The sequence below is a fragment of the Polaromonas sp. P3_C2 genome (genome assembly GCF_056402675.1).
Genome location: NZ_JBFUGX010000979.1, coordinates 1 through 1157, shown reverse-complemented (window position 1 = coordinate 1157; position 1157 = coordinate 1). Strand labels below are relative to the sequence as shown.

The 1157-nt window shown below is 65.7% G+C and carries 1 protein-coding gene; it reads right to left on the bottom strand.

Annotated elements, in window-relative coordinates:
* On the bottom strand, positions 1-1157 hold a 1157-nt coding region (locus AC1DWI_RS23960), incomplete at both ends, for a glucoamylase family protein (protein ID WP_477726011.1).

Genomic DNA, 1157 nt, shown 5'->3' with positions numbered 1-1157 from the left:
ATTGCACAGTGCCACCAGCGACATGCCCTGGTGGTGCGCCATGTAGGTGTTGACCAGGCTCATCGCCTGGGCGCCCGGTTGCCTGGCGACGGTGAAATCCAGCGCGTCGGCAAAACCGTATTCGCCGCGCGCACCCCATTGCTCAAGCTGGCGCAGGTTAGCCACCGCCTCCTGCGGCGTGAACTGGGATGCCATGATGCTGGCATAGGGCGCCACGACGCGGTCGGCCGGCGGGGTCCGTCGAAGGGCCAGCCGCGGCACGCCAAACGGCGAATACTGGTAGGCCAGCGTATGGTCCTGCCCAAAGTAGGCCGACTCCGAAACGCCCCATGGCAGGCCCTGTGCCTGGCCCCAGGCCTGCTGCTCCTTGACGGCCGCAAGGCCGGACACATGCAGCAGGCCCTCGTCGGGCTCGCTCATGACCAGCGAAGGCATCAGGTATTCAAACATCGAGCCCGACMAGGACTTCAGGCCGGGCGTTACGCCCACCGTCAGGAAGGCGCGGCCCAACGCCAGCCAGTGGCGCCGCGGCACATCACCTTTGGCAATCGCCAGGAAGCTGGTCAGGCGCGCCTCCGAGGCGATCAGGTCGTAATAGCTGGCGTCAAGTGCCTGCTCGTGCACACGCAGCCCGATATGAAACAGGTGGCGCTTGGGGCTGTAAAGGCCGCCGAAATCCATCGCCATACAAAGCTTTTCACAGCGGGCACCCAATTCCAGGAGCTCGGCGGATTCGCCTGGCAAGGTTTCCTGGTGCGCCGCCAGCTGGCGAACACACTGCGCGACGGCCAGCAGGTGGCCGGCCAGGTTACCGCTGTCTACGGTGGAAACATAGGCCGGAGGCAGCACCTGCAGCGACCGGGTTTCATACCAGTTAAGCAGGTGGCCCTGGTGCTTGGGCAGGGCTTCGACCGTGCCCAGCGTGGCGCCCAGCCGCGCGATCAGCTCGGCGGCGGATATCCAGTTGAACTCGCGCGCGCAGGCTGCAGCCATCAGGTACAGGCCGATGTTGGTCGGCGAGGTGCGGTGTGCGATCGTCGGTTCCGGCTCCATTTGCAGGTTGTCCGGCGGCAGGTGGTGGTCTTCGGGGCCGACGCAGCGTTCAAAGAAGCGCCAGGTCTGGGCCGCCAGCTTCATCAGGTAGGCGCGGTCAGTGG